The organism is Eisenbergiella porci (assembly GCF_009696275.1).
Classification (GTDB): domain Bacteria; phylum Bacillota; class Clostridia; order Lachnospirales; family Lachnospiraceae; genus Eisenbergiella; species Eisenbergiella porci.
The window spans coordinates 1-1,755 of the sequence record NZ_VUMI01000138.1; the positions used below are offsets into that span (position 1 = coordinate 1).

Here is a 1,755-nt window from a genome sequence, read left to right on the forward strand (position 1 = left end):
AGTGAGCATGGTTATCGTCCTAAGCCAGTCAGGCGAAAGGAGATACCGAAGCCATACGACCCGAGCAAGACAAGACCCTTAGGCATTCCATGCATCTGGGACAGGTTAATCCAACAATGTATTAAGCAGGTAATGGAGCCGGTATGTGAAGCTAAGTTCAGTGAGAACAGCTATGGCTTTAGACCGAACCATTCCGTAGAAAACGCTATTGCCAGAAGTTATAAACTGTTACAGCAAGCAAACCTGCACTATGTCATTGAATTCGATATTAAAGGATTTTTTGACAATGTGAACCATGCAAAGCTGATTCGGCAGATTTGGGCAATGGGGATTCACGATAAGGCGCTTATATTTGTGCTTCGGAGAATACTGACAGCACAGATAAAACTTGAGGACGGAACATTTATTACGCCTGATAAGGGAACACCACAGGGTGGAATCATTTCTCCACTCCTTGCAAACATCGTTCTTAACGAACTCGACCACTGGGTTGAAAGCCAATGGCAATGGAGTCCGATATGCAAAAGAAATGTCAGACCTGAAAACGGGTACAGACAGGCGAAAAAGTCCAACCTCAAAGAGATGTTCATTGTTCGATATGCGGACGACTTTCGGATTTACTGTAGAACGAAAGATACTGCTGAACGGACAATGCACGCAGTTATACAGTGGTTAAGAGAAAGGCTGAAACTGGAAATCTCAGAAAAGAAAACAAGGATTATCAATGTCAGAAATCATTACTCAGACTTCCTTGGGTTCAAGATGAAAGTTCACAGGAAAGGCAACAAGCTGGTGGTAATTTCATACATCGCTGATAAGAATTTTGACCACAAGCGCCAGAAGCTGAAAACACAGGCAAAACGGATTGTCCATCCCCGAAAAATCTATGGAGAACAGGGTGAAATCAGGCTCTATAACAGTATGGTCACAGGAATGCAGAATTATTACTGCATTGCCACCCATATCAACCATGATTGCGCAATACTAAATCGTGCAGTTATGACACTGCTCACAAATAGGCTTAGTACCCGTAACGGGAATCGATTGGTTAAAACCGGACGGGAATTGACTGAGTTTGAAAGAAGCCGATTTGGAAAATCCAAAATGATGCGATATGTTGCAGGCACAAATGAGCCAGTATATCCTATTGGCTACACGCAACACAAGAATCCTTTATTCCGTAAAAAAACATGGAATTACTACACTCCAGAGGGGCGGGAAGGCATTCACAATAACCTACGAATCAATATGGCCATTCTGCTCTCGCTTATGCGGAAGCCACCCTATGGCTATAGCGCGGAATATGCAGATAACAGAATATCACTATTCTCTGCTCAATGGGGAAAATGTGCTGTTACCGGTGAAGAATTCTCAAGTACACATGAGATTCACTGTCATCACAAACTGCCCCGGTATCTTGGAGGCGATGATTCCTATGGGAATCTTATTTTAGTGAAGGATTCTGTACACAAGTTGATTCATGCCATCAATGCAGATACAATCGCAAAATATTTGGAACTCCTACAGCTTGACAAGAGCCAGCTCAAAAAGGTAAATACGCTCCGTGAGTTGGCGTCTCTGCCGTTAATCTAATCTCTCACTAATCAACACAACACAGTATTTCTATGACAGGTTTGATTGTTTAGACAACGAAATCTACTAACCGATGGAACGCCGTGTGCGGTGAAAGTCGCATGCACGGTGTGAAGTGGGGGAAAAGCCTGAGATGATATCAGGGGCTTACCTATCACTATA

Annotated in this window: 1 protein-coding gene; it reads left to right on the forward strand. The window is 43.2% G+C overall.

The window, feature by feature from the left end; translation table 11 throughout:
• Positions 1-1,593, forward strand: a 1,593-nt coding sequence (gene ltrA / locus FYJ45_RS29255) for a group II intron reverse transcriptase/maturase (protein WP_154468421.1), incomplete at its 5' end; no start/stop codon positions are given.
• Positions 1,594-1,755: the final 162 nt, after the last annotated feature.